Origin of the sequence: Nocardia callitridis, assembly GCF_039543305.1 — a bacterium.
GTDB classification, from domain to species: domain Bacteria; phylum Actinomycetota; class Actinomycetes; order Mycobacteriales; family Mycobacteriaceae; genus Nocardia; species Nocardia callitridis.
On the sequence record NZ_BAABJM010000003.1, the window covers coordinates 1 to 23,525 of the forward strand.

The following is a 23,525-nucleotide window of genomic DNA, read 5'->3' on the forward strand; positions in this document are numbered from 1 at the left end:
TCAACAAGGCAAAACACTGGCGTGGCGTCGCCACACGCTACGACAAACTCGCCCTGACCTACCGTGCGGGATTCGTCATGGCTCTTACCGTGGAATGGCTCAAACTATTGGGAGACGTGCCCTAGCGCCCTCCGTGTCGGCGTGGTTCGCCACCCTGGCCCAGCGCGAACCCGATTGGGCGACTGCCAGGGAGATCATCGCCGAGCTTGCCTCCGAGGCAGGTGTCACCGACGCTGACCGTCACGATGCGGATGCCGCTCTCGATGCCGCCGAGCGTGCGGCCGCCGACGAATCTCTCGGTGGAGCCGCATGATCGTCCTCGGCTCCGGGGCGTTGATCGGGCTGGAGAAGGGCAACCCGAAAGCCGTTGCCATCCTCGACCGAGCTCTGTCTCGGGAAAACGAGATCATTGTGCCCGCAACGGTTTTGGCGCAGTGCTGGCGCAACGACTCTCGGCAACACGCGCTCGCGCGGCTGCTGAAATCCCGCACGGTCCGCGTCGTCGACCTTACGGAAGCGCACGCCCGCGCGGTCGGTGTGCTGCTGGGTTCCGTCGGCGGTGCGGATGTGGTGGATGGTCATGTGGTGGTGCTGGCGCGGGCGCTGCGGGCAGCCCTGGTGGTCACCTCGGACCCCGACAACCTGGCGACGCTCGATCCGGCGGTACGGCTGTACGTGGTGTAGTCCGTCCGTTGTCGCCGCGATGGTCGCAGGCCAGGTGAGCCACACAGCATTTGACGCAGCCTGGTAAGTCGGCGCCGTACGAGGTCGTCGGGGAGCGGTGGGCCAGCCTTGCGGTGGAAGGTGGGCGCCTCAGCGCAGGGCTTCGGCGATATCGGCGGCCGCGGTCATGATGATCAGGATCGGGACCAGTTTCGGGGCCGGGATGTGGTAGGCGCCGCGGCCGTGTTGTTCGATCACTTTTGCCGATGTCAGTGCTCGCATGTGGTGATACAACTGCCCTTGGGATGTGAGGCCCACTGCCTGCGCGAGTTCCGAACCGGCGCGGGGGCCGTCGAGCAGGGCCTCGACCAATGCCCGCCGGACCGGGTGGCCCAGGGCCGCCAGCACGTCGACACGGTCTTGCGCGGGAAGATCGCGCACGGCGACCGCGCTGTAGCGGATCGTCCAGTCCACCGGTCCGCCGAAATCGACGCTGCCGCTGTATTCGACGAAGCCGCGCTCGCCGGGCTCGGCTCGTGCCGATCCCTCGAGCGCCGCGACCCGCACCTCGAGCGCGGCCAGCTCGGCGGCGATATCGGTCACGGCGCCGCAGGGGTATCGGTCATACGGCGCATGCTAGTCGGCGCGACATCTCCGGGTCGGTCATGGCCCCGAGCAGTACTTTCTGTTCGGTCAGTGTCGTCATCGCCTCCGCCCAGACGTCGAGGGGCATGCGATGGTTGAGCAACACGGCCGTGGCCACCGTGCCATCGGCGGCACGCAAATAGATGGCGTCGGCCAGTACCCCGGCGTAGGACCCGCCTTTGAAACCGATCGCCTCGTACCCGGGCGGGGGCTGTTGCCATTCCAGCTGTGCACGGGCGATATCGGCGCCGGCGCCGAATCCGCCGTCGGCGATGGCGCGGTGCATCGAGGCGAGCTGGCTGGCGGAAGCCGTGGCGGTGGTTTCGGCCCACCGCGTCTGCGCGTCTGCCGCGGGCAGCGGCCGCGACCGCAGATCTGCGCGGTATGCGGCGTCGTTCGCGTAGCGGCGGGCGGTCGCCCACTCGTCGCCGCCGGGATCGAGCATTCGGATGATCTCACCGAGCTTGCTCGAGGGCTTGTACCCCTCCCAACCACCGGCCGCCGCGGCGTTGATCAGCGCCTGGTCACCGAGGCGATCGCGCAGGTAATCGGGAGCCGCGTTGTCGCTTTCCCTGATCATCGCACTGACCAGCTGGTCCAAGGTCACGTCCTTCCCGCCGAGTCGGGCCAGCGCCTGATCGTGGGCTCCGCCATCGGTTCCGGGTAGATACCATCGCTCCCACTCGGCGAGCGGCACTCGCTGCTGTGGATCGAGTTCTCCGTCCGCGACCGCTCGCGCATAAGCCGCCAGCGCCACCACCTTGTTCGCCGACGCCACCGGTCGCGGCTCGTCGGCCCCCCGTTCCACGACATGCCCTCGCCCATCGTCCACGTGCACGGCAATGGTCTCGGGTTCCGCGGCGATACGCCCCAGCCAGCCATCGGTCGATGTGACGCCCGGCTCCGGCGTCGGCCCGCATGCCGCTGCCGCTGGCTGTGTTTCCGAACATCCCGTGGCCAGCGGGATCAGTATTGCGGCCACCATCATCCGAATCCGCATCATATTCTTTCTTATTCCGGAATTACGAAATTACGAACAAAGTCGACTGTACCTCGGACGTCGGCGCTACAACGACCGATCGCTGGCTGGGGCGTGACGCTCGCGGCGCGTGCCTCGAGATCCGGCTGGTGATCCGGTCCGACCACGGGAGCACCCGATGACCGTGAACCCCTTCGGAGCCGACCTGTGGTGCTTGCGCGTGACGGGGGTGAGCGGGCGTGCGCTCTCCTTGCGCCGACGCCGCGGTTCGCTTCGAACGCGACTGCCACGCCGCTGTCGCGGCGGCAGCACCGGAGGGTCGAATTGCCCGCTGTGGCAAGAGGGTTGGCGATGGTGTCTCGTACTATCCGATGACCGGTCCGGTGCCGGTGTTCGCGTCGACGTGAGAGGACTGAAGTAGTCCGGTATTTCGGGCGGGGATCCCGCTCCGCATGCCCAACGAGGTGCATTCTCATGAACAAGACGACGGCGCCGAACGAAGTGGCGGACAACCACGATCCGGTTTCCGGCGCGAAGACCCGCATCACCGCACGTGGAAAGGTGCGTCCGCGGCTGGTGCTGGCATCGCTCGTCCTCGCCATCGCGAGTTTTCAGCTGAACTCCACGATGCTGTCGCCCGCGATCGGTGACATGTCCGCTCGGCTCGGAACCTCGCCCGGTTTCATCGGGTGGAGCTCGACCGTTTTCCTCGCCGTCGCTGCCGCGTTGTCGATCCTGCTGCCGCCGTTCGCCGACCAGATCGGCCGCCGCAACGCGCTGCTCGGCTCCGTCGCGGTGATGATCGTCGGCACCGTGATCGCCCTGGTGTCGTCCGATGCCCTGTGGCTGCTCGTCGGCCGTGCGCTGCAAGGGTTCGTCGGCGCCGCGTTCGCGCTCTCGAATCTCACGCTGCGCTCGATCCTCGAACCCAGGAAGTACGGGAGCTATCTCGGCCTGATGGCGGCCGTGAACAGCGGAATCGCGGGTGTCGACACCCTGCTGGGCGGCATCATCGTCGACGCCGTCGGGTACAAGGGGATTCTGGCGGTGATCCTCGCGGTAGCGGTGTCGGCCATGGTGACGCTGTTCGCCTGGACGCCGGAAACCAGGATCGCCGAGACCGGACGTATGGACTGGTCGGGCGCACTCACCATGACCGGCGCACTGTGGGGGTTGAACATGGTGCTGACCCTGGGTTTCGGCACGGCGGGCTGGGCGAATCCGGTCACGGTGCTGTTCGCGGTCGGTGCGATCGGTTGTGGCGTGGGTTTCTGGTTCGCAGAGTCGAGGACGGCGCATCCGCTCATCCCGCTCGCGGTGCTGCGTCAGCGTCAGACGTGGGGTTTGCTCGTGACCACCTTCTGTACGCTCGCTTCGGCATTCGCCACCCTGCTGTTCACGCTTCCCGCGCTCTCCCAGGACGCGGACAACGGTTTCGGCATGACAGGAACCGCGTCGGCGTTGCTATACCTCACACCGTTCTCGCTGCTGGGCTGGATACTCGCGCCGCTCGCCGGAAAGGTGGCGCCACGCGTCGGCTACCGCCTGGTGCTGCGTTTCGGTTTGGCGGGAAGCCTGATCTGCCTCGTCGCAATGGTTTTCGCCACGCACGACCGCTGGCTGCTCTTCATACTCGCGCTCCTGATCGGTGCCACGTACTCGGCCGCGTCGAACACCACACTCAACGGGCTCGGCGTCCTCTACAGCACACAGCGGCGACCAGGCGTCCTGCCGGGTTTGAATTCGGCGGCATTCAACATGGGTGCGGCGGTGGGCATGGGACTCATGTCTTCCCTGGTCATTCGGGCGCAAGTCGATGGAGCCGCCGCACACGGCTATTCTCTCGCCTTGGTGGTCGGCGCGGTCTTCGCCCTTCTCGCACTGGTCTTTTCGTTTTTGCTCCCGGGTCGGACATCCGACAGCGCGGAAGTGATATGAGCGTTCGTCCCTACCGCCGCGATGCGCTCTGGGCCGCGGCGTAGCACGCGCTGTGAGCGGGCGGCCGAGGGAATTCCATGGCTCCGGCGTCCGCGGTGCTGCGCCAGCAGCGATTCTCGCCGTCTGATCGGCGACCGAAGGCAAAGTGCCGCAATGGAAGACGGGAGTTCCCGGAGCGGGTAGGGTCCTGATCCGACAGTATCGGGAGGGGGACCGTCATGCTGGACCCACGGGGCGTCGCGGTAGTGATTCTGAACAAGCAGGATCGGACACCGCAGGACAAGACGCTGGAGATCACCCAGCTCGAACCTCTGCCCGATCAGGTTCGGGTACGGTTCAGTGGGCCCAAGGATTATTGGTTCCGGTGGGATCGAATCACGATTCTTCAACAGTCCGAACATGTTTCGCTGGGGCGGCAGGCGAAGCTGCTCGTCGATGGCTCCCCCGTCGAGGCGACCGAGGCATATCGATTCGTCGGTCCGCCCGGGGTCGGCGCATGGTGGCACGTGTGGCAGGGACGATGGAAGGCACACAGCGACAGCGCGATCCGGGTGGTGCCCAACGCCGCGATCACTGCCCGATCCTCGAGTGCGCTGAGCTATTGGCGTGCGGTCGTCCAGTTGCAGACCGGCGATGCGGGCAAGGTGCTTCAGCGAAATTACCAGCGCCTGGACCATATCCATCGCGACAGCATCTTGCCTCGGATTCTCGAAGCCGGAGATATCGAGGCGCACCCGGACGAGCGGATCCCGCAGCCGCTGTACCCGTTCAAGACCAACATTTGCCAGAGCGCGGCGGTGGACAACGCGCTGAGGTACCCGATCTCGGTGATCGACGGTCCGCCAGGCACCGGTAAGACGGAGACGATCCTCAACATCATCGCCTCGGTGATCTGCCGACCGGGCGTGACGGTCGGACTGGTGTCGTTCAGCAACGCCGCCGTGGACAACGTCCGCGACAAGCTCGCAGAGAAGGGCTTCGGCCTGGTCGCGGCCAATCTGGGCCGCAAGGACAAGAAGGACAAGTTCTTCGACACGCAGGGGCCTCGGAACAACGCCGTCGATGCGATGCTCAGAGTGGCCGCCCCTTCGGACCCGAAAACCGCGACCGAACTCGCCAAGCTGAACGAGCGCATGGGCAGACTGCGCGAATTCGAACGCGAACGCGCGGTCGTGCAGCACAGGCTGAACGGATATCGCCTGGAACAACACCACTTTCAGGCACACTTCGAACGTCACGAAGTACCGGAGAACCTGCCCCTCCTGCACCGCTACAGTGCGAACAAGTTGCTCGACTTCGTCGCCGACACCGACCCGAGGTGGCTACGAGACCACGGCTGGGCACGGATCGAGGACGCTGTGAACCGCTACGTCAAATATCGGGCGCTGCGCAAGGTCGACGCCGACGATGTCGATGTCGTCCTCGGAATTCAACGCCTGTACTACGAGAAGAAGATCGCCGAACTCGAACGGCAGGTCGCACGACTGGACGGCACACTCGCACGCAAGAATTTCGACGACCTGTTGAACAAGCAGGCACGCTTGTCCCAGCAGATACTGCGTGACGCACTGTGCGCGCGTTACGCCTCGCTGCCGCGGACGACCTACGCGGGGCAGACATACCGAAAACAGTTCGGAAATTTCATGATCGACTACCCGTTGATCCTGAGTACCTGTCATTCGCTCCAGAACAGCATCGGCGAATCGGTTCTGCTGGACTACCTCATCATCGATGAAGCCTCACAGGTGGACCTGGTGACAGTGGCGCCCGCGCTGGCATGCGCGCGCAACCTCATCGTCGTCGGCGACCTTGAACAGTTGCCGCCGGTCACCACCGAATTGAGCGGCCTGCCAACGTCACCCGATCCAACCTTCGACCACGCGAACAGCATCCTGAATTTGATCGCCCGACAGTTCGGTGATCGCCTGCACCGGGTCATGTTGCGGGAGCACTATCGGTGCGATCCGGACATCATCGAGTTCTGCAATCGAAACTTCTACGGCGGCAAACTGATTCCGTACACGAGCAGCACGCCGGGATACGCCGCGATGACCGTGGTGCGCACGAAACCCGGTAATCACATGCGCCGTACGTACAAAGACGACGACCCGATGTCCAAGGGTCGCAGCAATCAGCGCGAACTCGACGTGATCCAGCACGAGGTGATCCCCTGGGTTGTCCCGAATATCGAACCCGAGGACATCGGTATCACCACACCGTATCGACGGCAGGCGAACAAGGCCGCCAAGGAGTTCGTCGACGCGATCGAGTCCGACACCGTGCACAAATTCCAAGGCAGACAGAAGGATGCGGTGATCATGACCACCGTCTTGGACGACTCGGACAGCGGTCGAGACGCCTTGGCATTCGCCGACGATCCGAAGTTGATCAATGTGGCGGTCTCCCGAGCAAAGCGGCTGTTCGTCCTGGTCACCCATCCATCCGAGCTGCCGAAGAGTCTCCACCTGCGCAACCTCATCGGCTACATCCGGTACCGGGACCCGAACCACGCGGTCGTGGACAGCGACATCGCCTCGATTTTCGACCTGCTGTACGCCGACTACGCGGAACGCAAACGCCGCAGAATCGGCGGGAAACGCACCGCGGTTCCCTCGGAAGACATCGTCCTGACCATGCTGGAAGACCTACTCGACGACCCCGCGTACCGTCACCTCGGAATACACCGGCAGGTCTCGTTGAAGAACGTATTCCAGGGCGGCTGGGACCAACTCACCGCCCGCCAACGCGAGTTCATGGAGCACCGTTCGACATCATTCGACTTCTTGTTGTACAACCGCATCACCAGCGCCAACCTCGGTGCGATCGAAGTCGACGGATTCCGTTACCACGAGGCGGACCCCGCGCAGCTCGCCCGCGACGAAATCAAGGACGGGATCTGCGCCCACTACGAGTTCCGCATACTCCGACTCCCCACTACCGGCAGTAACGAAGTCCCCGTGGTCCGAAGGTTTTTGGACCGAATGCGTTGAGCTCCTCGGAACCGGACCTGCCGCCTGCGACCGCTAGGTGGTCGAGCCGCGCGCTCGCATCCGGAGACAAAGCGAAGCGTGGATACGGTGACTGAAGGCCGTAAAACTGGTGGAGCAGATCAAGGCTCTCGCAGTTTCAGGCTGTCTTCGCATCGGTCTATAGGTCCTCGCGCAGTTGGCTCGGTGTGGTGTCGAAGCGTCGGCGGAAGGCTTTGTTGAAGCTGCTGGCCGAACCGAAACCCAGGTCCGAGGCGATATCGGTGATGCTGCGGCGCTGGTAGGCGGGGTTGCGCAGGTGCTCGTGCGCTGCTTGGCATTAGGCTGCGCGCTACCGCGGTTCGGGCCGCTGTGCCCGAAAGTTGTTTGTCGCCACCTTATATCACCGCGCGATCGGATCGCGCAGCCAACCGTTGCGTTCAGCGCATCGGCGCGCGGTGGTGAGGACACTCGCAATGGCGGGGGCGGGGTCGTTCGCGGGCCACAGCACCGAGAGTTCTGCCTGAATCGGCGGATCGACCAGGTCGCGATGAACGATGCCGGTGCCGGGTCGTGCCGCGTTTTCGGCGAATGACGCAGGGGCCAAACCGATGTCGCGTCCGCCGGCGACGCGGGCGAGCATGGCGTTCACCGGTGGTTCTTCGAACGCGCAGATGTCGGGGGAGAAGCCCGCTTCGTGGCATGCGGCGACGATGGCGTCGTAGTACGCGGGGGCGAGACGGCGTGGGAACAGCAGGAGGGTTTGGTCGCGCAATGCTTTTACCGGGACCGTCGGTTCGGCCGCGAGGTGGTGGCGGGTGCTCAGGAGCGCGGAGACGGGTTCTTTGCGGAGGGGCTCGCCGGCGACTCCGCTGATCGGTTGGGGTGAGAGGGCCAGGCCGATGTCCAGGTCGCCCGCGCAGAGAAGTTCGGGAATCTCGGCGCTGAAGTGTTCTCTGGCGTCGACGGTGAAACCGGGATGGTCTTCGTGGAGCGCGTTCATCAGCTTCGTGAGCGTGTCGAAGCTCGTCACCGGGGTGTAGCCGAGTCGGATCGTCGTCGCGACCCCTGCCCCGGCCAGTCGGGTGAGTTCCACGGCTTGGTCCAGGGCGGCCAGTGCGATCGGCGCCTCGCGAATCAGTGTCCTGCCCGCGGCGGTGAGCTGTACTCGGCGGCTCGAACGCACGAACAGTGCGGTGCCGAGGGTCTCCTCGAGCTTGCGGATCTGATGACTCAGCGACGGCTGGGTGATGTAGAGACGGGTTGCCGCGCGGCCGAAGTGGAGTTCCTCGGCGACGGCCACGAAATAGCGGAGAACCCTGGGGCTGATATCGATAGTCGAATTCTATCGTTGCGTGGACGAACAAGTCTTGGACGCCCGCCCGGCAGTCGCCGTACCGTCGTCCTCAGGACACGGGAGACGTGCTGAGCTGCCCAATCGCACCTGTTCGGAGCCGGTTGACTCCGCCTACATCGCATATCGGATCGGCAAGGAGCCAAGCATGAACATCACCGTGATCGGACGAGGCAACCTCGGCGGCGGGCTGGCCGACCTCTGGGAACGGGCCGGGCACCAGGTGGCGCGGCTGGGTCGAGACGGCGGCGCCGTCGGCGCCACGGAAACGGTGCTGCTCGCAGTCCCCGGAACCGAGGTTGCCTCGGCTCTGTCGTCGGTCACCGGCCTAAAAGGCAAGACGGTGCTCGACGCGACGAACCGCTACGGCGATGCCCAGCCGCCAGCCGGATTCTCCTCCAACGCCGAGTATGTGAAGTCGGTGACCGGCGGGCCGACGGCGAAGGCGTTCAGCACCAATTTCGCCGCTCTCTTCGGGCAGATCGCCGAGGCGAGGGTACGTCCGAGCAATCTGTGGTCCGGCGACGACGGCGCTAGAAGCGTTGTCGCGCAGCTCAGTATCGACGCGGGATACGACGCGGTCCGCTTGGGCGACCTGAGCATGGCGGCCACTCAGGAAGGCATGGCCGCGACGATGTTCGCGATCGCGCAGTCGGGGCTCGGCCAGTTCGTCTACCGGATGGCAGCACCCGAACAGCTCTGACTTTCGCCGCTGGCGCTGGTCGATAGCGACGGTGGCCGATAACCCAGCAACAACGCCTCGGAGGAATGGCACACACATGGATGTTTCGCAGCTCGAGTTCGGCATCGATAGCTTCGGCGACCGGCCGCGCGATGATCGGGGTGAGCTCGTCTCGCATGCGCAGGCGATCCGCGCCGCGGTGACCGAGGCGGTTCTGGCCGACGAGGTCGGCATCGATGTGGTCGCGTTGGGTGAGCATCACCGGCCGGAGTACGCGATCTCCAGCCCGGAGACGGTGCTGGCGGGAATCGCGACCGCCACGAAACGTATTCGGCTCGCTTCGGGTGTGACGGTGCTGTCCTCGGACGACCCGGTGCGGGTGTTCCAACGGTTCGCGACCGTGGACGCGCTGTCCAACGGTCGGGCGCAGGTGATCCTCGGACGCGGTTCGTTCACCGAGTCGTTCCCGCTGTTCGGGTACGACTTGAAGGATTACGACGTGCTGTTCGAGGAAAAGATCGACCTGTTCCACCGGTTGTTGGACGAGGTGCCGGTCACCTGGGAGGGGACCACCCGTGCCGCGCTCCAGGGCGCGGAGGTGTTCCCGAAGACGGAATCGGGGCGTCTGGATACCTGGGTCGGCGTCGGTGGATCACCACAGTCCGTACTCCGCACCGCGCACTACGGTTTTCGGCTCATGCTCGCCATCATCGGCGGCGCACCCGACCGGTTCGCTCCCTATGTCGAGCTGTACCGGCGGGCGCACGAGCAACTCGGCACCGCCGCGCAACCGGTCGGGATGCACTCGCCGGGGTTCGTCGCGGCGACCGACGCCGAGGCGAAAGCACTGTTCTACCCCGGCTTCAAGGAGACTCGCGACCGGATCGGGGTGTTGCGTGGCTGGCCGCCGATCAGCCGGGAAGAATTCGACGCCGAAGTGGAACACGGATCGCTGTATGTCGGGTCGGTCGAGACGGTCGCGAAGAAGATCGCCGAGGCGGTCCGGGTGTTGGATGCGGGGCGGTTCGACATGGTCTACTCGGCGGCGGGCACCGTGTCCGCCGATGCGCGGTTGCGTTCGGTCGAGCTGTACGGAACCCGGGTCATTCCTCGTGTCCGCGAGCTGCTCGCCGAAAAGTCCACTGCCACAGCGGGAGCGACGCAATGACCACGATTGTCGGCACCTCGACCGGCCGCGGAACCGTCACTGGCCTGTTCCGCGCTTCTCACACGACAACTCGTCAGCGCTGCCGCACCGCCACTCACGAAAGGACACCCAGATGGCCGAGGGATTGATCGACAAAACCGGCGCCGCCGTGACGGTCACGCTCGACGTCGGCGACCCGATCAGCGCCTACGTCGTGCGCCTCGCCGACGAATCACCCGCCGGTCGAGCTGAGTTCATCAACTCGCCAGCCGAGGAGCGGATCTTCTTCCACACCGAAGTAGACGAGGAGTTCGGTGGACGAGGTCTGGCCGGACTGCTGGTGCGGGAGGCGCTGGCGGACAGCATTCGCAAGAACCGCACCGTCGTGCCCGTGTGCCCGCTGTTCGCGCGTCATCTACGGACACACGGCGATGAATTCAGCGCGGACGGCGGTGCTTTCCGCCGCCCGACGCCTTCGGACATCGCGCTGGTTCAGCGTGCCACCGGAAGTGCGGCATAAGATTTGCGCACCCTCGCCTCGGCACCGTGACTCGGTGAGCGCCTCGAGATCTCCGCGCCGAGATGACCAATCAGAAGCTCGTCCCTCTGCGTGAAGGAGCACGAATGCGGTCGGTCGTCCCCGACTACCTGATCGAGGCGCTCGGCGATGCGCGGGCCGATACCTCCGGCGCGCTCGCGGCCTATATCCCCGAACTCGCGGCAGCCGACCCGGAGCGCCTCGGCGCGGTTTTCGCCACCGTCGACGGCGAGGTGTACGGCGCGGGCGATATCGATACCGAGTTCACGATCCAGTCGATCTCCAAGCCGTTCGCCTATGCGCTGGCATTGGCGGATCGCGGTTTCGACGCCGTGCTCGCCAAAGTCGGTGTCGAGCCGTCCGGGGAGGCGTTCAATCAGATCTCGTTGGAGAGCGATACCGGTCGTCCGCTCAATCCGATGATCAACGCCGGTGCGATCACCGCGCACTCACTGGCGGGTTCGGCGGAAATGACCGCGGCAGAGCGCGTGCAGCGCGTGGTCGACGGTCTTTCGGCGTTTGCCGGTCGTCAGCTGACGACCGATACGGCGGTGTGCGCGTCGGAGTTGGAGCACGCACACCGCAACCTCGCGATCGCGCACATGCTGCGCAGCCACGACATCCTCACCGAAGACCCGAGGACAGTCGTCGACGGTTACACCCGTCAGTGCTCGGTGCTCGTCACCACGCGAGATCTGGCGATGATGGCGGCGACATTGGCCAATCGCGGGATCAACCCTGTCTCGGGTGCGCGGGTGATCCACGAGCCGGTGGTGCGTCAGGTGTTGAGCGTCATGTCGACCTGCGGAATGTACGACGCGGCCGGTGACTGGGCCACCCAGGTCGGCATTCCGGCCAAGAGCGGCGTGGCCGGAGGGCTGATCGGTGCGCTGCCCGGTCAGATCGGCATCGCGACGTTCTCGCCGCGACTCGACCGCCATGGCAACAGCGTGCGCGGGGTGTCGCTGTTCGAGCGGTTCTCCTCCGATATGGGCCTGCATGTCATGGAGGTTCCGGCCGCCGCGCGCGCGGTCGTGCGATCCAACCATGTTGTCGGCGCTGGGCGGGATGCGATTCGGGTCCTCGAATTGCAGGGCGGGGTCGGCTTTTCGGCCGCCGAGCGAATCGTTCGAGAAGCAGTCGACACCGCACCCACCGAAGTCGGGGTGGCGTTGGACCTCACCATGGTCTATTCGATCGACGATGTGGGCCGGCGCATGCTGCTGGAGGTCGTGCGCCGACTCACGCTGGACGGCCACGAGGTCTACCTCGTCGACCCCGAAACGCTCGTGCCCGACCCCGATCCTGGCGATGGTGGTCGAGTCACCGTCGTGAAAACCCTTGAACAAGAACAGAATTCGAGCGATCGGTAGCCCGAGACGCCGACCGCGCTAGCAAGCCACCTGCGGGTCGTGGACGCAGCTCGATGTGATACGCCGCTGGCGTCGGACCAGATGGACTCGAGAGCGCACGACAGGGCTGCGCTGTCGCCGTGGGAAAAAGGAGACACAGAATGCGTCCGTCCTTGGACAAGGTCATGCCCGAGGCGTGGAAAGCCGCGGAAGCGTTCGCGTCCGCGATCCGCGAGACGGCGTCGCAGCGGGGACTCTCGGTCCAGGAGTCCGAGCTCATCAAGTTGCGTGTGTCGCAGATCAACGCGTGCGCGTTCTGCGTGGATCTGCACGCGCGCGCGGCGAGGCGAGCCGGGATAGCGCAACAGCGGCTGGACCTGCTACCCGCGTGGCGGGAGACCGAGTTGTTCGATGATCGGCAGCGGGCGGTGCTCGCGGTGGCCGAAGCCGCGACGCTGCTGCCCACCACCGATGAGTCTAATGCCGATCTCGTTGGCGCCCAATCGGTTCTCGGCGAGGAAGCATTCGTCGCGGCCGAATGGGTTGCGGTCACGATCAACGCGTTCAACCGCATCTCGATCCTCAGCCAGCATGCTGTGCGTCCCCGCGATACCGAAGGAAAGATCATTCGATGACCAACCTCGACACACACCCCGAACTGGAAGTGCTGGATCACGGGCAGCCGTGCACGGCGATCGAGATCCTCGAGCCGCGCCTCGTGCCCCTCGGCGGCGTGCGGGAGATGACCGTGTACCGGACCCTTCCGCAGCGTCAACGGTCGTTGGTGGGGGCCTGGTGCTTTCTCGATCACTATGGCCCCGACGATGTTTCGGTGACCGGTGGCATGGAGATGCCACGACACCCACATACCGGCCTCGCGACCGTGTCGTGGCTGTTCTCCGGCCGCGTCGAGCACCTCGACTCCGGCGGCAACGCGGCCTCGGTGGTCCCCGGCGAGCTGAACCTCATGATCGCCGGACGTGGCATCACCCATCAGGAGATCAGCGACCCCGAGACGCGCACGCTGCACGGTGTGCAGCTCTGGTACGCCCTGCCGGACGAAACTCGTTTCAGTGACAACGCATTCGCGCACTACGCCCCCGAGCCGGTGACACTGCCCGGCGTGCGGGCGCGGGTATTCCTCGGAACACTCCTCGGATCGACCTCCCCGGTCGACACCCGGACGCCCGACCTGCTCGGTGCCGAACTGGTCCTCGCCCCCGGTGCCTCGGCCCGGCTCACCGTACGGCCCGACTTCGAACACGCCGTCCTCGCGGAAAACACTGAGGTCACGGTGAATTCATCCATCACAGCCCAGCGCTCACTCGCCTACATCCCTCCCGGATCCGACACCTTGGTCATCACCGCAGCCGACACCGAAGCCCGAGTGATCCTACTGGGCGGCGTCCCGCTGGGGGAGCGGATCGTGATGTGGTGGAACTTCGTCGGCCGCGACCACGACGAGATCGCCGAGTACCGCCGCCGTTACCAAGCCGAACTCGGTTTAGCAGCACCCGACCCGAGCGACGCCGACAAGCCAGCCCTGTTCGGCGAATTCCCGCCGAACCAACTGCCACCCTTGCCTGCTCCACTGTTGCCGAACGCCAGGCTCGTTCCGCGCGAGTAGGGCGTGGCCTGGGTCGCGTTCGTGCCTGTTCAGTGCTGTCAACGGCGAATCTTGTCCCAGGTGACCCGCCCCGGTCGGCGGCATGCCCTACCTTCTCGAGAGCAATACCTCGGATGAGGTGGCCACTCTGGGCTGTCTCGGAATTCGCCTCCGAGTTCAGTCGGTGTCGCGTCCGTCGGGGGGCGACAGCAGCTTCAGTAGCGCGTCGAAGGTGGCGACCATGTCCAGGTCGGGGTCGAGCAGCCATTGGGTTTGTAGGCCGTCCATGACGGCGATCAATAGGTGGGCGAGCGCTTCGGTATCGATGTCTGAGGTGAGTTCCCCTGCCGCACGGGCACTTTCGATGCGTTCGGCGATGAATATCCGGGCGTGGCGGTAGCGGTCGGCGAAGTACTGGTGTGCGGGGTGGTCGGGGTCGGTGGCCTCGGCGGCGAGCGTGGTGAACAACTGGGTGAGGCCGCGGTCGCCCGCGCTGACGCTCACCTGGGCGCGGAGTCGGTCGGTGTGTGTCGAAGCCTCGCCGGTGTCGAGCGCGGCGCGGTCCTCGTCGCGGCGGCGCAGGACGGCGATGAGGAGTTGCTCCTTGCTGCCGAAATGGTGCAGCACACCTGCTTGGGTGAGGCCCGCCCGCTCGGCGATCTCGCGGAGCGAGCCGCCTCGGAACCCCTGTCGTCCGAAAACCTCCATGGCGATGTCGAGGATTTGCTGACGCCTACCTGCTGTCTTGGCGTACGGGCCACGGGGCTGGGACATGTGCCCATTCTAGAGTGGTGTCGACGAAAACCTAGTGGGTGTTTAGTTTTGGATATGGAGCGGGTGATTCGATGTCCGCGCCGAAAAGGGAGAGTGTCACGTGCGGTTTTCTCGACGGACGCTGGTGCACGGCTCGGCACTGGCCATCGCCGGCGCGGCGGTCGGCGGCGGTCGCGCGAAGGTCGCGCGTGCCCAAGGGATGCGGTTGCCGCAGGGTTTCCGGTGGGGTGTGGCCAGTCCAGGGTTTCAGTCGGAAGGGTATGCGCCCGACAGCAATTGGGTGCGCTACGGGGCGAGTTCGACGCGCCCGAAGCGGCTGTACCGCGACTCGGTCGACTTCTTCCGCCGTTTTCGTCAGGATGTCGAGTTGGCCGCGGGGTTGGGGGGTGGACCGTTCCCGGGTCGGTGGACACGGGGGTGAAAGTCGCTCGGTAGTACGGGAGTTCGTAGGTGGGTTCGACGCGGCGGAGTTTTACTGAGGAGTACAGGGCGCAGGCGGTAGCATTCGTTGTCTACGAGGGTCGGCCGGTGGCCGAGGTGGCACGCAATATCGGTGTGCACGAGATGACGTTGAGGAAATGGGTGGTCCGGCGGGCGACGTTCGACTGGATCGAGAACTACTACAACACCGATCGGAGGCATTCAGCGCTCAATTATTTGGCGCCACGAGAATATTCGTTAGGGTACAGAGAAATCAGTCAGATCGCGGCTTGAGCCCGTGTCCACTCAATCGGGGACGCTCCAGAAGATGTCGGGGAAAGCCGAGAAATAATATTATTTATGAAGAACGACAGCGAGTACCGACGAAACGGGGCATACGATGAAATGGTGAGTTTCTTTTACCACGTGAACCCACCCTTGCCTCCGCTTCGACGGTGAGTGCGCTGGCTATTGGCCGGATTCAGTCGGGTGAGAATCCGCCTAATTCGAAGCTAATTACGGCTGCGGTGAATCCTCCTCCAATTATCGCTGCTGCGAGTAGGTACCCGATAGCTACTCGGCGGGTACGCGGAATCACTGCCAAGATGAGTGTCGGTGCCAGCAGAACGCCGAGGGCGATCCCCCAGGAAATCCAGTAGGAAGTGGCGACTTCGGGCGGTTTGCTCCGGATATGCGCCGGGGTCGGATTGATCGGGGGAACGTCCATCACATGTTGGAGGTGGAAGGCTCCAGGGATGAAAGCGAAGAGCGCGATCAAGAACCCTGCGCCCACACCCCACGCCGCGCTCCACCGTGGTGACGTGCGTGCGTGGGGTGTGTTCACTTGGCTATCGCTTTCGTCTGACTGGCATTTTCGGTCGGTCCTACCGGATCCCGGTCCAGGACTTCACAGTTCCCGAACCGTAGTCCAAAAACGGTTTGGCAATGCCGAGTTGCTGGGCTTCGACCGCTATGTTGACGGCGTGCTGCGCGAGGTTGCCGTAGTCGTCGCCCGAGTGGAAATCGTACACGTCGTAAACGCGTGACTCCTGGCGAAGCTGAATGGGGTGCCCTCCGGCAGGTCCTGGCTGTGCGATTACTGCGGTGGTCGAACACAGGCTGTAGCGTCCGAGTGCCTGGACTTGGTCGGAGTTGTCACCTGCCACGACTTTCCATTCGGTACTGATGATCACCTTCGATTCCTGACCAGTGCGGTCGGCTTCGGCGATCGCCCGCGCGATGGCGTCCTCCCTGTTCGAATCAACCACCGTCGCCGGTGGTCAGGAATTCCAGCACTCGACGATCTATTGGTTCGCGTTGACCGGGGCACACAACGTTCAGGGTGCGATCCTGGGCCTGTTCAATGACACTGGCGCAGAGCAGGGACCGCTCGGCTATCCGGACGTCCTCGATGCGAGCACTGTGGACGCCTTCACACCAGGTCGCAACTTTTTTTGCGAACGCGACCTGCATCTTCAGCTCTGCGTTCTCCGCACTGCCGCCGGTGGTTGCTCCGAGGTACCCATCAGACGGACTCGTACCGGTGAAGAGCGGCGGAGCAGGCCGTTTCCGGCTGGGCTGGGTCTCCCAGGCGAGATGAGCGACCGGGTAGTCGGTCACGTGGTTCGGCCGACGCTATGTCCATCGATGGCGCAGCGGTATGCGTGGGGCGTATGGTCCGGTCCTGCGCCGATGAATAGGGTCGTTTCATTTCATCCGATTGTTCACGAATCCATGCAGTAGACCACCGTATCGAGGCGGAAGGTAGGTGTGCATATGAGCGTCGCGACAACATCTGGAGCGCGGACAAAACCCCAGCGGCACAGGGTAACTGGCGATGTTCACCTTGTCCTGCGCAGCGGTAAGGAGGTGTTGTTCGGTCAGCGTCGGAACACCGGTTTCAAAGACGGCTCTTGGCATCTGCCGTCTGGTCATCTCGAAGCCGATGAATCCGTGGTGGCCGCGCTGCTTCGCGAAGCCGAGGAAGAGATCGGCGTTGTCATTGCTGCCGATGACGTGCAGTTCAGCCACGTCATGCACAATTCATCGTCCGGGGGACGGATGGCGTTCTTCTTCACCGTCGACTCCTGGCAAGGAGAACCGAACAACCGCGAGCCCGACAAATGCGGCGAACTCCGGTGGTTCGCGATTGATGCGCTGCCCGACCATATGATCGGGTACTGCCACGCCGCGATGGCATATATCGCAGCAGGACAGCCATTTTCGGTCTACGGCTGGTAGTCAAATGACAGCTGCACGGATGGTTCCGTCGTCTGCGTCGGTTACCTCGCGCTCGCCGAATTCGGCGAGCGGGGCGCTTCGGTGCGCACGACACCAGAGCGCCCCACTCCCGACCCTGGCGGATCTCGAAGCGTTCATCGATGCTTATCAGTGGGATGCGGCTGGGTTAGAGCACATCCCATTCAGACAGGCGTGCGGTTAGTTCACGGAGCCGTTCCGGTGTCATTCGCTTCTGACGTGCCTGTTCCGCGGATTCTTGTCGGGCGCCGTACTGCCACCAGGCTTCTCCGGTCTTGCGGTCCATGACCAGGAACCGGTCCTTCACCGCTGGGCCGCGCACCACCAAGGAGACGGTATGTGGCTCGGCGCCAACGCCAGGTTCGCGGCGCTGGCCCGGCATCGCTGGACTCGGTGTGCCGCAGTGGCTGGACCGGTGCGGCCGACGCCCCGAGCCTGATGCCCGGATGATCGACCGAACCCGGACGAGACCGATGTCCCGCCCCGAGTTGATGTCGGCCAGGCACTGACCGTGCTCATCGGATCCCGTGTCATGGTCTCGGCTCGGGTCAGGCACCTACCCGGTAGCGGGTCGACCGGCCCTCCATCATGCGGGCGTCGACGTGGCCCGATGAATTGCCTATAGCAACTATTGCAGTGTGCCACTATTGGGGTTAGATTGGGCATACGCCCTAGGCGATTGTCCAATCGCTCGACGAGAGGGACGTGATGGTCACGGCAGCTGAGCAGGGCAAAGAGACCCGCGCGCGATTGATGGCGGCGGCGACCGACTCGATCGCCGAATTCGGCTGGGGTGCGGTGACCACGCGGATGGTGGCCGAACGCGCGGGATTACGCCCCGGGCTGGTGCACTATCACTTCCACTCGGTGACCGACCTGCTGATCGATGCGTCCTTACAGGTGGCACGCACCGAATACGCGAATGTAATGACCGGGGTATTCGCGGCGTCCGGACCGGCCGCGATGGCCCAGATCCTCGCCGCCATCGGCTCCTACACCGCGACCGATCCGACGACCGTCGCCATGAGCGAAATGATGCTGGCCGCCACACGGCACGAACGACTGCGCGACGAACTGCGCCGATTCGTCGTGGAAGCCAGGACCGCGCTGACGGATTGGTTCCGCGACCAGCGGCTCGTCACCGATCCGGAGGCCACCGCGACGGTGGTATTGGCGCTCATCGACGGACTGATAATGCACCGACTGATCGACCCCGCCCTGAGGTCGGTGGATGTGACGGGCCCATTGCTGCGGGCGACCGGGCTGACCGAAAGCGGTACGAGCGAAGGGAACTGCGATGCCCACACATCAGCAGGCAAGCGCAACCGCGACTGACCATGCCCGGGGCGGAATCACCCTGCGTGGAGTGTGCAAAACCTACGGTGCGGGCGAAGCCGCAGTGCACGCCCTCACCGATATCGACCTCGACATCGCACCAGGTGAACTGGTCGCGGTACTCGGGGCCAGCGGTTCGGGGAAAACAACCCTGCTCAATGTCGTCGGCGGTATCGAAGCCGCCGACAGCGGTTCGATAGTCGTTGCGGGTCAGGATATTTCAGGATCTCATCCGGCATCCCTCGGTGGATTCCGGCGCGCGCACGTCGGGTTCGTGTTCCAGTTCTTCAACCTGATCTCAACCCTCACCGCGCGCGAGAACGTGGAAGTGATCATGGAACTGACCGGTCGCGGTGACCGCCGCAAGGCGCCCGAACTATTGGCGGCGGTCGGATTATCAGACAGGGCCGAGCATTTCCCGGCGCAACTGTCGGGCGGACAGCAGCAGCGGGTGTCGATCGCGCGGGCATTGGCAACCGATCCGAATCTACTACTCGCCGACGAACCAACCGGCGCACTGGATGTCGCGACCGGCCGCGGAGTACTCGGACTCCTCCAACAAACCAGCCGTGCCGGACGCGGCGTGGTCATGGTCACCCACAACGAAGTCGCCGCGAAGATCGCCGACCGCGTCGTACGCATGCGCGACGGCCGGGTCGTATCCAGTGATGTCAATGCCGAACCCGCCGACGCGGCCACGATTCGGTGGTGAGTGCGATGTTGGCGCCTTCGAATCGGGTGCTCGACAAGAAGATTCTGCGTGACCTGCGGCGGCGCGTCGCGCAGGTGGCCGCGATCGCGGTGACGGTATTGCTCGGTGTGCTGTTGTATGTGGCGAGCTACGACTCGTTCCGCAACCTCGAAACCTCCTATCGACAAACCTATGACCGGCTGCACCTGGCCGACTACACCGCGCTCGGTGGTGACCCGACAGCCGTCGCCGCCGCGGTGCGCGCCGCCGACGGCGTGGACCGCGTCGCGGCGCGCACCCAGGCGGATGTGCCGATGTCGATCGGCGGCACCAAGCTGGTCGGTCGAGTCGTGGGACTCCCGGGAGCAGGGGCTGGCGGTGTCGACGACATCGATCTGACTGCGGGAACCGTGCCCGATCGGCCCGATCAGGTTGTCGTCGAGCACCATGCCGCCGAGACATTCGGCCTGACGCTCGGCAGTCGCTTGCAGGTCTTCGACGGCAGTGCCTGGCAGCAGGTGAGGGTCAGCGGAGTCGCACGATCGGCGGAGTACCTGTGGCCCGCCCGCAGCCGCCAGGACGTCCTCGGCGACCCACACGCATTCGCGGTCGTGTTCGCGCCACAGGCCCACGCACAGCGTCTGTCCGGACAACCACAGGCGAATCAGACGCTGGTCGAAATGTCCTCCACCGCAACGACCGCAGACCGGGACCGGGTGGTAGACATGCTGCGCTCGGCCGGTGCCGGTGCGGTAGAGCCGCAGGACGAGCAACCGTCCAACGCCGTGCTGCGTGAAGACCTCAATGGGTTCTCCGAAATCGCCGTCGGATTCCCGGCGATGTTCCTGGTGGCAGCGGCCATCGCCGAATACGTGCTGATCACCAGGCTGGTTCAGGCCGAACGCCCGCTCATCGGCACCCTGCTCGCGATGGGTGCGCGCCGCCGCGGCGTGATCGGCCACTACGTGCGCTATGGCCTCCTCATCACCGGCATCGGTGCCCTGATGGGAGTTCTCGGCGGCTTCCTCGCCACCTCCGCCGTTACTGCCGCTTACACCAAGGAAATCGGAATTCCCGACACCGTCGTCGACCACCGAATCCCCACCGCACTCATCGGATTCACGCTCGGACTGATCACCGGAGTCATCGCCGCCCTGGCCCCCGCCATTGCCGCCGCCCGCACCGCACCCGCGCAAGCGATGCGCGGCGACGGGTTGCAGTCCGCACAGGCGGGACGGCTCACCCGACTCTCGGCGCGCTGGCATCGCCTTCCGGTTGTAGGGCGGATGGCGTTGCGGTCGTTGATCAGAGGCAGGCGCCGCACGCTGGCGACCATGACGGGGACCGTGCTGGCGCTGGTGGTGATCCTGGCTTCGGTCGGCATGCTGACCAGCATGCGCACCATGCTCGACATCCAATTCGGGCAAGTACAACGTGAAGACGCCACCGTTCTCGTCGCATCCGGAACCGACGATCTCACCTCGCGACTTGCGGCGCTCCCCGCAGTCACCGGAGTCGAGCCGAGCACACTGCGGCCCGTCACCCTGACCGCAGGCGACCGGTCCTACACGACGACGCTGACAGGATTGCCACCGAAGACCACGATGCACGGCTTCCGAACCCCCGACGGCGACACACCGAGCCTGTCTGAGGACGGGATCCTCGCCGGGGCCCAATTGGCCACAAAACTCCGCGTCCGGATCGGCGATATCATCACCGTGACACCAACTTTCGGCACCCCCCACCCAGAACGTCTGGCCGGTTTCCTCGACGAACCACTCGGCACATTCGCCTACGCGACCGATACCACCGCACACGAGATCGGCGGGATAGCCCAAACCGGATACCTGCTCCGCTTCGACAATGGCGCCGACCGGAAGACTTTACGCGCCACCATCACCGATGAACCAGGCGTCGTCGCCTATACCGACACCCACGCCCTACAAGACCAAGTCGACAAATTTCTCGGACTGCTCTGGGTATTCATCGCGGTCATGCTGATCCTCGGCGCAACCCTCGCCTTCACCGTCATCTACGTGACGATGACCGTGAACCTCGCCGAACGCATCACCGAACTGGCCACCCTGCGCGCCGCGGGTGTCTCCGTGCGCCGACTCACCGCGGCACTGGCGATCGAAAACCTCGCCGCAACGCTGCTTGCCGTGCCCATAGGAATCGCCGCCGGAATTTTCGCCGCGTGGATGTTCCTGCGCTCATTCCGCAGCGACATGTTCGACATCAGCCTATCCATCGGCATAACACCACTGCTACTCGCCGCAGCAGCCGTGCTCGCGGCCGCCGCCCTCTCACAACTACCCGCCGCCCGTCTCGTCCAACGTATCGATATCGCCCGCGTCGTCCGCGAACGAGCCCAATGACCCAACTTCCCTCGCGGAGCAGCGACGTGACCGACATAAACCTCGCAACACGGATCGGCGCCCGCGTGTTGCAGACACGATGGCTGGTCCGCGCCCCGATCTGGCTTTACCGGGCCGGACTCGGATTCCTCGTCGACTCCCGCGGCGAGGGCGCGCTGAAGGTAACCATGCACCTTGTCGGACCGGCACCACAACCAGGACATTCCGCTTGATGTCCGGCAATTCGCTCCCGGTGCCGTGCTCACCCGGGGACGGCCTCGCTCGTGACGCACGGGTCTCGTCGTCCCGAGGGTAGACGAGACCCGCTGTGGCCGAATGCGACTGCGACCACCCGGCGGTCAGTCGAATGTGCAGCCGGGGCTGATCGGCTTGTCATCGAGCCGATCAACCAGGTAAGACACGGCGTTGTTTGTGCCGAAACCGTCGATGATTTCGGGGCCGAAGTGGTTGGCGATGGTGGTGCCGGGCAGGATCGGCGGCAGGGGGTTGGTGCGGAAGGTGACTGTCGCGTCCTTGGCGCACCAGTCTTCGGCCAGTTGCCTGGCCTGGCCGTAGGGGACGGTGTCGTCGTTGCGGCCGCTGGTGATCAGGACCGGAGCCTGCGGGCGCAGTGTGCCGATGCGTTGATCGGCAAGGATCTGCTGTGCTTCCGGGATGGCTTGCAGATGGTCGAGCAGCGGCCTGCCGTCGATGGTGAAGGAATTGGTGCGCAGGAATGGCTGTTTGAAGATGATGTCGCCGATGCACTCGGTGCCGATGGTGTCGAGGGTGGCGCGACCGGCGGGGGTGGTCAGCTCCTCGAGCGTTGCGCGCAGTGCGGGATAGCGTTCGACGAATCCGTTGATGGCGAAGCCGATGGCGCCGCCGATGAGGTTGCCGTCGATTTGGCGAACCACCTCGGTGAGATCGGCGGTGGGGCCGCCCGCCCATGTGCCCTTCAGGTTCAGTTCCGGCGCGTAGTCGGGTTGCAGTTCGGAGGCCGCGGCGGTCGCGCCACCGCCCTGCGAGTAACCCCACAGGACCAGCGGTGTGTCCGGGCCTGTGCCGGAAAGGTTTTCGGCGGCGCGGGCGGCGTCGAGTACCGCGTGTGCTTCCTCGACGCGGTTGACGTAGGTGTGGATACCCGGAGTGCCGAGTCCGATGTAGTCGGTGACGAGCACGCGCGCGCCGAGACTGTTCCACGCCGCGGCCGAAAGCGCCTCCTGATTCGCCGACACCGACGGCGGATCCGCCGACAAGGCGACGCCGGTGGAGAACGCGACCGATGCGGCGCACTGGTCGCCCTGTCCGGTGGTGCCGGGAGCGATGACGACCGTCGGCCGTGCTCCGGGGCCTTGCCACGGCTGGGTCGGTTCGAGGTAGGTGCCGCTCACCGCGACGGGCGACCCGTCCTGGGTGCGCGAGGTGTACATCACCAACTGTGCGGTCTGTGGCCACGCGCCGCCCGCGCCCGGTGGCGCCGCGAAGACCGGCATGGGTTGGGTCTTGACGATCGCGCCGGGCTCGGCGGGAAGGTCGGCGGGCGGAGTGTAGAACGCGCTCACCGGCGCCGCTTCGGCAGCGGGTGCCACGAGGCCGGTCGCGGCGAAGGTGACCGAACAGGCGATCGTTGCCAGCGTCGCGGTGCGGCGGCGTCGGGTTGCCGGATGGGGATGCTGGCGGGGCAGGTGTTGCATTGTCTTCTCTCCGTGCGGAATCCACTCGTGCATCGGTGCGCGAGTGCGATCGAGCGGTCCGACGCTTCCGACGATGGGTTCTCGCGTGGTCGCGTCCGTCCGCCGTCGTGCGAGCAACTGCT

At 64.9% G+C, this 23,525-nt stretch carries 26 protein-coding genes; 18 read left to right on the forward strand and 8 right to left on the reverse strand.

Features of this window, described 5'->3' with window-relative positions:
• The first annotated feature begins 133 nt into the window (after positions 1 to 133).
• Positions 134 to 313 carry a hypothetical protein gene (locus ABEA50_RS17620; RefSeq protein ID WP_345496634.1) on the forward strand — a complete coding sequence of 60 codons (180 nt, stop codon included), beginning with the start codon at positions 134 to 136 and terminating at the stop codon, positions 311 to 313.
• Complete coding sequence (locus tag ABEA50_RS17625) at positions 310 to 684, forward strand: PIN domain-containing protein (RefSeq protein WP_345496635.1); 375 nt, start codon at positions 310 to 312, stop codon at positions 682 to 684. Before ABEA50_RS17620 ends, ABEA50_RS17625 begins: the two co-directional genes overlap by 4 nt.
• A gap of 129 nt (positions 685 to 813) precedes the next feature.
• On the opposite strand, the gene ABEA50_RS17630 is transcribed toward ABEA50_RS17625, so the two are convergent.
• Positions 814 to 1,266, reverse strand: coding sequence for an ArsR/SmtB family transcription factor (locus ABEA50_RS17630; RefSeq protein WP_345496636.1), 453 nt, complete (start codon positions 1,264 to 1,266; stop codon positions 814 to 816).
• A gap of 19 nt (positions 1,267 to 1,285) precedes the next feature.
• Positions 1,286 to 2,308, reverse strand: a complete 1,023-nt coding sequence (locus tag ABEA50_RS17635; protein ID WP_345496637.1) for a serine hydrolase — start codon at positions 2,306 to 2,308, stop codon at positions 1,286 to 1,288.
• A 453-nt stretch (positions 2,309 to 2,761) separates the two neighbouring features.
• Between ABEA50_RS17635 and ABEA50_RS17640 the strand changes: the two genes are divergently transcribed.
• Positions 2,762 to 4,225 (forward strand): MFS transporter, encoded by a 1,464-nt coding sequence (locus ABEA50_RS17640; protein ID WP_345496638.1) that lies wholly within the window; start codon positions 2,762 to 2,764, stop codon positions 4,223 to 4,225.
• A 218-nt stretch (positions 4,226 to 4,443) separates the two neighbouring features.
• The gene (locus ABEA50_RS17645) at positions 4,444 to 7,215 is read left to right on the forward strand and encodes an AAA domain-containing protein (RefSeq protein ID WP_345496639.1); all 2,772 of its coding nucleotides are present in this window, start codon (positions 4,444 to 4,446) and stop codon (positions 7,213 to 7,215) included.
• A gap of 157 nt (positions 7,216 to 7,372) precedes the next feature.
• Here ABEA50_RS17645 and ABEA50_RS30995 read toward each other — a convergent pair whose 3' ends face one another.
• Both ABEA50_RS30995 and ABEA50_RS17650 read right to left on the reverse strand, forming a co-directional pair.
• Entirely contained in the window at positions 7,373 to 7,510 is a 138-nt protein-coding gene (locus ABEA50_RS30995) for a helix-turn-helix domain-containing protein (protein WP_425577668.1), read from the reverse strand.
• An 84-nt stretch (positions 7,511 to 7,594) separates the two neighbouring features.
• Positions 7,595 to 8,527: a LysR family transcriptional regulator gene (locus tag ABEA50_RS17650; RefSeq protein ID WP_345497133.1), complete on the reverse strand. Its 933-nt coding sequence runs from the start codon at positions 8,525 to 8,527 to the stop codon at positions 7,595 to 7,597.
• Between the two features lie 166 nt (positions 8,528 to 8,693).
• Here ABEA50_RS17650 and ABEA50_RS17655 point away from each other — a divergent pair, with 166 nt between their 5' ends.
• The 6 genes from ABEA50_RS17655 (at position 8,694) to ABEA50_RS17680 (ending at position 13,891) form a co-directional block, all read left to right on the forward strand.
• Positions 8,694 to 9,248 (forward strand): NADPH-dependent F420 reductase, encoded by a 555-nt coding sequence (locus ABEA50_RS17655; RefSeq protein ID WP_345496640.1) that lies wholly within the window; start codon positions 8,694 to 8,696, stop codon positions 9,246 to 9,248.
• Positions 9,249 to 9,324: 76 nt separating this feature from the next.
• Positions 9,325 to 10,395: an LLM class flavin-dependent oxidoreductase gene (locus tag ABEA50_RS17660; RefSeq protein ID WP_345496641.1), complete on the forward strand. Its 1,071-nt coding sequence runs from the start codon at positions 9,325 to 9,327 to the stop codon at positions 10,393 to 10,395.
• A 112-nt stretch (positions 10,396 to 10,507) separates the two neighbouring features.
• Entirely contained in the window at positions 10,508 to 10,894 is a 387-nt protein-coding gene (locus ABEA50_RS17665; RefSeq protein ID WP_345496642.1) for a GNAT family N-acetyltransferase, read from the forward strand.
• Positions 10,895 to 10,998: 104 nt separating this feature from the next.
• The gene (locus ABEA50_RS17670) at positions 10,999 to 12,285 is read left to right on the forward strand and encodes a glutaminase (protein WP_345496643.1); all 1,287 of its coding nucleotides are present in this window, start codon (positions 10,999 to 11,001) and stop codon (positions 12,283 to 12,285) included.
• Between the two features lie 140 nt (positions 12,286 to 12,425).
• A complete protein-coding gene (locus tag ABEA50_RS17675) occupies positions 12,426 to 12,899 on the forward strand; it encodes a carboxymuconolactone decarboxylase family protein (RefSeq protein WP_345496644.1) in 474 nt (157 codons plus the stop codon).
• Positions 12,896 to 13,891 (forward strand): pirin family protein, encoded by a 996-nt coding sequence (locus tag ABEA50_RS17680; protein ID WP_345496645.1) that lies wholly within the window; start codon positions 12,896 to 12,898, stop codon positions 13,889 to 13,891. Before ABEA50_RS17675 ends, ABEA50_RS17680 begins: the two co-directional genes overlap by 4 nt.
• 156 nt (positions 13,892 to 14,047) lie before the next feature.
• On the opposite strand, the gene ABEA50_RS17685 is transcribed toward ABEA50_RS17680, so the two are convergent.
• A complete protein-coding gene (locus ABEA50_RS17685; protein WP_345496646.1) occupies positions 14,048 to 14,644 on the reverse strand; it encodes a TetR/AcrR family transcriptional regulator in 597 nt (198 codons plus the stop codon).
• A gap of 100 nt (positions 14,645 to 14,744) precedes the next feature.
• Between ABEA50_RS17685 and ABEA50_RS17690 the strand changes: the two genes are divergently transcribed.
• Together ABEA50_RS17690 and ABEA50_RS31000 are read left to right on the forward strand one after the other, a co-directional pair.
• Positions 14,745 to 15,065 (forward strand): hypothetical protein, encoded by a 321-nt coding sequence (locus ABEA50_RS17690; RefSeq protein WP_345496647.1) that lies wholly within the window; start codon positions 14,745 to 14,747, stop codon positions 15,063 to 15,065.
• A gap of 29 nt (positions 15,066 to 15,094) precedes the next feature.
• Positions 15,095 to 15,358, forward strand: a complete 264-nt coding sequence (locus tag ABEA50_RS31000) for a transposase (protein ID WP_425577657.1) — start codon at positions 15,095 to 15,097, stop codon at positions 15,356 to 15,358.
• 590 nt (positions 15,359 to 15,948) lie between these two features.
• Here ABEA50_RS31000 and ABEA50_RS17695 read toward each other — a convergent pair.
• The gene (locus ABEA50_RS17695; RefSeq protein ID WP_345497162.1) at positions 15,949 to 16,332 is read right to left on the reverse strand and encodes a hypothetical protein; all 384 of its coding nucleotides are present in this window, start codon (positions 16,330 to 16,332) and stop codon (positions 15,949 to 15,951) included.
• On the opposite strand from ABEA50_RS17695, the gene ABEA50_RS17700 reads away from it, so the two are divergent.
• Positions 16,304 to 16,807 carry an LGFP repeat-containing protein gene (locus ABEA50_RS17700; protein WP_345496648.1) on the forward strand — a complete coding sequence of 168 codons (504 nt, stop codon included), beginning with the start codon at positions 16,304 to 16,306 and terminating at the stop codon, positions 16,805 to 16,807. The two genes, ABEA50_RS17695 and ABEA50_RS17700, sit on opposite strands and share 29 nt — an antisense overlap.
• A 33-nt stretch (positions 16,808 to 16,840) precedes the next feature.
• Positions 16,841 to 17,305, forward strand: coding sequence for an NUDIX hydrolase (locus ABEA50_RS17705; protein ID WP_345496649.1), 465 nt, complete (start codon positions 16,841 to 16,843; stop codon positions 17,303 to 17,305).
• Positions 17,306 to 17,471: 166 nt separating this feature from the next.
• Here the strand turns inward: ABEA50_RS17705 and ABEA50_RS17710 are convergent, their stop codons facing one another.
• Positions 17,472 to 17,648: a hypothetical protein gene (locus ABEA50_RS17710; protein ID WP_345496650.1), complete on the reverse strand. Its 177-nt coding sequence runs from the start codon at positions 17,646 to 17,648 to the stop codon at positions 17,472 to 17,474.
• Between the two features lie 383 nt (positions 17,649 to 18,031).
• On the opposite strand from ABEA50_RS17710, the gene ABEA50_RS17715 reads away from it, so the two are divergent.
• From ABEA50_RS17715 to ABEA50_RS17730, 4 genes are read left to right on the forward strand one after another with little or no spacing between them, the layout of a single operon-like run.
• Positions 18,032 to 18,658 carry a TetR/AcrR family transcriptional regulator gene (locus ABEA50_RS17715; protein ID WP_345496651.1) on the forward strand — a complete coding sequence of 209 codons (627 nt, stop codon included), beginning with the start codon at positions 18,032 to 18,034 and terminating at the stop codon, positions 18,656 to 18,658.
• A complete protein-coding gene (locus tag ABEA50_RS17720; protein ID WP_345496652.1) occupies positions 18,621 to 19,370 on the forward strand; it encodes an ABC transporter ATP-binding protein in 750 nt (249 codons plus the stop codon). Before ABEA50_RS17715 ends, ABEA50_RS17720 begins: the two co-directional genes overlap by 38 nt.
• 5 nt (positions 19,371 to 19,375) lie before the next feature.
• Positions 19,376 to 21,727: an ABC transporter permease gene (locus ABEA50_RS17725; RefSeq protein WP_345497134.1), complete on the forward strand. Its 2,352-nt coding sequence runs from the start codon at positions 19,376 to 19,378 to the stop codon at positions 21,725 to 21,727.
• Positions 21,728 to 21,753: 26 nt separating this feature from the next.
• Positions 21,754 to 21,939, forward strand: a complete 186-nt coding sequence (locus ABEA50_RS17730; protein ID WP_345496653.1) for a hypothetical protein — start codon at positions 21,754 to 21,756, stop codon at positions 21,937 to 21,939.
• Between the two features lie 126 nt (positions 21,940 to 22,065).
• Here the strand turns inward: ABEA50_RS17730 and ABEA50_RS17735 are convergent, their stop codons facing one another.
• The gene (locus ABEA50_RS17735) at positions 22,066 to 23,403 is read right to left on the reverse strand and encodes an alpha/beta fold hydrolase (protein ID WP_345496654.1); all 1,338 of its coding nucleotides are present in this window, start codon (positions 23,401 to 23,403) and stop codon (positions 22,066 to 22,068) included.
• Positions 23,404 to 23,525: the final 122 nt, after the last annotated feature.